Source organism: Desulfuromonadales bacterium, from assembly GCA_035620395.1.
In the GTDB taxonomy this organism is placed as follows: Bacteria; Desulfobacterota; Desulfuromonadia; order Desulfuromonadales; family DASPGW01; genus DASPGW01.
In genome coordinates this window covers 1-4,895 of sequence record DASPGW010000135.1, presented here as the reverse complement: position 1 = coordinate 4,895, position 4,895 = coordinate 1, and the positions used below count along the sequence as shown (strand labels likewise).

At 65.3% G+C, this 4,895-nt stretch carries 4 protein-coding genes; 1 reads left to right on the top strand and 3 read right to left on the bottom strand.

Annotation, left to right across the window (positions count from 1 at the left end; genetic code table 11):
- Both VD811_07450 and VD811_07445 read right to left on the bottom strand, forming a co-directional pair.
- Positions 1-431, bottom strand: a 431-nt coding sequence (locus VD811_07450; GenBank protein HXV20805.1) for a sigma-70 family RNA polymerase sigma factor, incomplete at its 3' end; no start/stop codon positions are given.
- Positions 432-814: 383 nt separating this feature from the next.
- Positions 815-1,675 carry an NlpC/P60 family protein gene (locus tag VD811_07445; GenBank protein ID HXV20804.1) on the bottom strand — a complete coding sequence of 287 codons (861 nt, stop codon included), beginning with the start codon at positions 1,673-1,675 and terminating at the stop codon, positions 815-817.
- A 177-nt stretch (positions 1,676-1,852) separates the two neighbouring features.
- Between VD811_07445 and VD811_07440 the strand changes: the two genes are divergently transcribed.
- The gene (locus VD811_07440) at positions 1,853-3,307 is read left to right on the top strand and encodes a lipase maturation factor family protein (protein HXV20803.1); all 1,455 of its coding nucleotides are present in this window, start codon (positions 1,853-1,855) and stop codon (positions 3,305-3,307) included.
- A gap of 133 nt (positions 3,308-3,440) precedes the next feature.
- On the opposite strand, the gene VD811_07435 is transcribed toward VD811_07440, so the two are convergent.
- On the bottom strand, positions 3,441-4,871 hold the full coding sequence (locus VD811_07435; protein HXV20802.1) for an NAD(P)/FAD-dependent oxidoreductase: 1,431 nt from the start codon (positions 4,869-4,871) through the stop codon (positions 3,441-3,443).
- Positions 4,872-4,895: the final 24 nt, after the last annotated feature.

Genomic DNA, 4,895 nt, shown 5'->3' with positions numbered 1-4,895 from the left:
TCCAGCAGCCGGCGGAATTCTCCCCGCGCAACGCTCTGTTCCGGGTTGGGTCCGGAAAAGGTCAGTTCAGCCATGGAATTCACCTCATTTCCTCGTTCCGGGTCGTCCAGCGAAAAGCTGTTTTTTGCGGAAACTGCCCCCCGCAGACGCCCCAGCGCCTCGTTGACGGTGATTTTGGCCAACCAGGCGGAAAAAGGGCCATCCCCTTTAAATCGATCCAGTTTCTCATAGGCCCTCACATAGGCCTCCTGAACGGCGTCTTCGGCCTCGACGTCGTTGCGCAGAATCCCCCGGGCGATACGGTAGAGACGCCGGTTATGCCGCCGCATGATCAACTCGAAGCAGGCGCCGTCCCCGTTGCGGACGCGGTCCACGAGGTCCTGATCCGGAATTTCGCCCGACGATGTGCCGTAATCCACTGCCATTGTCATGCGCGAATCTCCTTTTTGCGGCTTCACTACGTAGATGCATCAGGGAGCCAAAAGGTTCCCGGGATATTGTAACTGTACCCCTTTTTTGATCCTCATCCCGAACGAAAGCTAACGCGCTTTGAAGTTCCAGCCGACCCTTGGCCGATTGGCCAGATGCCTTTTAATCTCAATTATGGCAGCGGTGACCCTCTGGTGGGCCCCGCTACGAGAGCTATGAGTTTGGACTCGATGCGCAAGGGGACGGAAAGTACCGTTCTCAGGGTGCCGGCGCTGGATTGAGCTTCCTGCTTTTTCCCGTCGTTATCTCCGAAACCCAAGAGGTGAGGCGTATCTGACTCGAACAATATAAATCCAATTTTTCACCAGGGGATTCCGAACACCCATCAAAAATAGCTGCGTCCGCCCAGGAAGGTTCTGTCGTAAAAAGGAGTGGAGAGCTGTTCGATGCGCACCTGCTCGCCGGTGCGGGGAGCGTGAATGAACTTGCCATTGCCGATGTACATGCCGACGTGGGAGACCTGTCTGCCGCCTCTGGTGGCGAAGAAGACCAGGTCGCCCGGGCGCAGCTGGGCCTGGGGCACTTGCCGTCCGGCCGCGAACTGGTTGCGGGAGATGCGCGGGAGGTTGAGGCCGTTGAGGCGGTAGCAGACCATGGTCAGGCCGCTGCAGTCGAATCCGTCCTGGTGGTCGGTGCCGCCCCAGCGGTAGGGGACGCCAAGAAAACGACGGGCGGTCCGGACCAGTTCCTCGCGCAGGTCGCCCTGGCCGCTGCGCCGGATGCGGGCGGCGGCGTAGTCGTCCGGGATGACGATGAAGAATTCGTCGATCAGCCCCTTTGCCTTCAACTGTTCCGCCTCGGCACGGGCCGCCCGGTAGCTGTCATGGTTGCCGAAGCGGACCTTGTAGAGCCCGGATTCGTGGCGAAAATAGTAGGCGTCGATGCCTCTGGCATCGAGCAGGCGTTCCAGGCGCACGGCATAGTCGAGGTTGGCAAAGGCGCCGACCTGGGTCGAATAGCCCATTTTCTCCAGGGGCGTCGATTCCTCCCGCCCGGAGGCGACTTCGTCGAGCAGCGCGGCAATCGGATCGGAGAATGCCGGCGGTGCGGGGGACTGCACAGGAGGCGGTGCGGGCTTGAGGGGCGCAGGTAGGCGGGGCGCGGGGGGCTTGGCCGGCGCCGGGTAATAACGGGTGCAGCCGGACATCCCCAGCATCGCCAGGAGCAGCGACAGTACGATCCACATGGCTATTTTCGAGGATATGCCGGGTAACGTCATCGGAGTCCGGTGAATCGCGGATGTGTTTGTTTTTGCGTAGGATAATCCAGGAACCCGACGGACGCCATCCTTTTTTGCTTTTCCCTCCGCCTGCTATACTTCGAATAGCGGTTCACCACGACAGTGGGCAGGGGGCGTTTCGCCATGGAAGGCAGCGACGGCTACTGGCTGACCCGTTTCGTTTTTCAGAGGGGCCTGGGGATTATCTACCTCTGCGCCTTCCTCGCCGTGGTGAATCAGTTTCGGCCGCTCCTCGGTGAAAACGGACTGCTTCCCGCCCCACGGTTTATCCGCCAGGTCAGCTTCCGCCACGCCCCCGGCATCTTCCACCTCTTTCCGAACGACCGCGCCTTCGCCTTCTTCGGCTGGCTGGGTGTGCTGCTGGCCGTCCTGGCGACCGCCGGTGTCTCCGAATGCTTCGGGACGGGCGTCTCCATGGCGATCTGGGCGCTTCTCTGGCTGCTCTACCTCTCCTACGTCAACATCGGCCAGACCTTCTACGGCTTCGGCTGGGAGTCGCTTCTGCTGGAGAGCGGCTTCCTGGCGATTTTCCTGGGAGCGGCGGATACCGAGCCGTCGGCGATCATCGTCTGGCTGCTGCGCTGGGTCCTCTTCCGGGTCATGTTCGGGGCGGGGCTGATCAAGCTGCGCGGCGACCCCTGCTGGCGGGATCTCAGCTGCCTCGATTGGCATTTCGAGACGCAGCCGATGCCGAACCCTCTGAGCTGGTTCTTTCACCAGCTGCCGCGCCGGCTGCGCCAGGCGGGGGTCCTCTTCAACCACCTGGTGGAGGTGGTGATACCGTTCTTCTACTTCGCCCCCCAGCCGCTGGCCGGCATCGCCGGCCTGCTGACCATCCTCTTCCAGGGGTCCCTGATCGTCAGCGGCAACTTCTCCTGGCTCAACCACCTGACCCTCGTCCTCGCCTTCAGCACCTTCGACGACAATCTGCTGCGGATGGTGCTGCCTCTCACGCCGCCGCCGGTCGAACCCTCCTTTCTCCTGACCATCCTGGCCTGGGCGGTCGCCCTGCTGGTCGCAGTGCTGAGCGTCAGGCCGGCCCGCAATCTCATCTCAAAAAACCAGATCATGAACACCACCTACGACCCCTGCCACCTGGTCAACAGCTACGGGGCCTTCGGCAGCATCACCCGCCCGCGCTACGAGATCGTCCTGGAGGGAACGGCCGAAGATGCCCCGACGACGGCGTCCTGGCGGGCCTACGAGTTCAAGGGAAAGCCGGGCGACCCGCGCCGCCTGCCGCCGCAGATCGCCCCCTATCATCTGCGCCTCGACTGGCTGATGTGGTTCGCCGCCATGCCGTCCCCGTACGTCCCCTCCTGGTTCATCCGCCTGATCGGGAAACTCCTCGCAGGGGATGCCGCGACACTCGCCCTGCTCAAGGGAAATCCGCTTCCCGATGCCCCGCCGAAGTACGTCCGCGCCCTCTACTACCGCTACCGTTTCACCACGCCTGAGGAACGGCGAAGGAGCGGCTGCTGGTGGCACCGGGAACTGGTGGGGACCTACTTCCCGCCGGTGTCGCTGGCCGATCTGGAGTTTCGGGAGGTCTTGCGGTCGCTGGGGCGGGACGAATAAGGCGCCATATCACGCGAAGCTGCGAAGGCTGCGAAGAAATTCCAAGACATCAGGACAGCGTGACGATTAGTAGTCCGGTGACCTTCGCGTTCTTCGCGTCTTCGCGTGAGACTGTTTTTCGAGTTTCGAATGATTACTTCAGATGCCGGAGCGCCGCCCGGGCGGCGTGGTAGCCGCACATGCCGTGGACGCCGCCGCCGGGGGGGGTGGAGGAGGAGCAGAGGTAGAGTCCTGCGCGGTCGGTGGCGTAGGGGGATAGCCCCGGCACCGGCCGGGCGAAGATCTGCTGCAGGTCCTGGACGCCGCCGTTGATGTCGCCGCCGATGCAGTTGGGGTTGTAGAGTTCGTAGCCGGCGGCGGTGCGGGTATGGCGCGCCAGGATCAGTTCCCTAAAGCCCGGCGCGAAGCGCTCCACCTGCCGCTCGATCGCTTCGCTCAGGTCGGTGGTGGAACCGTTGGGGACGTGGCAGTAGGCCCAGCCGGTATGGCAGCCGGCCGGGGCGCGGGAGGGGTCGAAGAGGCTCGGCTGGGCGAGCAGGACGAAGGGTCGCTCCTGGTGACGGCCCTGCCAGACGGCCTGCTCGCCGACGGCGATCTCCTCCAGGGTACCGCCGAGGTGGACGGTGCCGGCCCGGGCGCATTCAGGTGCCTGCCAGGGGATCGGTCCGGCCAGTGCCCAGTCGATCTTGAAGACCCCGGGACCGTAGCGGTAGCTCTCCAGCCGCCGGCGGTAGCCGGACCCGAGGCGGTCGCCGGCGATGGCGAGGAGCTGCCGGGGAGTCACGTCAAGGAGGATGGTGCGGGCTGCGGGCAACTGGTCGAGGGTTCGCACGGCCTTACCGGTCTCGATCCTGCCGCCCAGGGATTGAAAATGCCCGGCAAGCGCCGCGGCGAGGCTGCCGGCGCCGCCGCGGGGGATCGGCCAGCCGACCGCATGGCCGAGCAGACCGAGGACCAGCCCGATGGCCGCCGTGGCCAGCCGGTTGAGGGGGAGAAAGGAATGGGCCGCCAGCCCCGCCAGCAGCGCCTGGGCGCGCAGCCCGCGAAACTCCCCTTCAGCCAGCCCTTGCACCGAGCGCAGGGCGTGGCGGGCGAAGCGGGCCAGCAGCAGCGGATGGCGGGGGAGGTGGGGCGGAGCAAGAATGTCACCGGCAAGCTGCGGCCACCCCTCCGCCAGCGGCTGCAGCAGCCGCCGCCAGGCTTCGCCGTCCTCCCCCAGCGTGGCGGCGGTCGCCGAAAACGAGCGCTCCAGGATGACGGCGGTGCCGTCGTCCAAGGGGTGCGCCAGGGGCGCGGGGGGGTGGATCCACTCCAGGCCGTGTTCGGCAAGGGGGAGGGTAGTGAAGAAGGGAGAGGCCACTCCCAGGGGATAGACCGCCGAGCAGACGTCGTGGACGAAGCCGGGAAGGGTCAGCGGCGCCGAACGCACCCCGCCGCCGATCTGCTCTTCCCCCTCGATCAGGGTAACGCTCAGACCCGCGCGGGCCAGCTCGATGGCCGCGGCCAGGCCGTTCGGGCCGGCGCCGACGACGATGGCATCGGCGGGGGATAGGGGAGAGGTCATGGGAGGCTTCCTGTGGTGGGGCCG

What these genes read in the sequence shown, in the direction of transcription:
- VD811_07445 (HXV20804.1), bottom strand. Translation starts at nt 1,675, where the DNA reads ATGTGGATCGTACTGTCGCTGCTCCTGGCGATGCTGGGGATGTCCGGC.
- VD811_07440 (HXV20803.1), top strand. Translation starts at nt 1,853, where the DNA reads ATGGAAGGCAGCGACGGCTACTGGCTGACCCGTTTCGTTTTTCAGAGG.
- VD811_07435 (HXV20802.1), bottom strand. Translation starts at nt 4,871, where the DNA reads ATGACCTCTCCCCTATCCCCCGCCGATGCCATCGTCGTCGGCGCCGGC.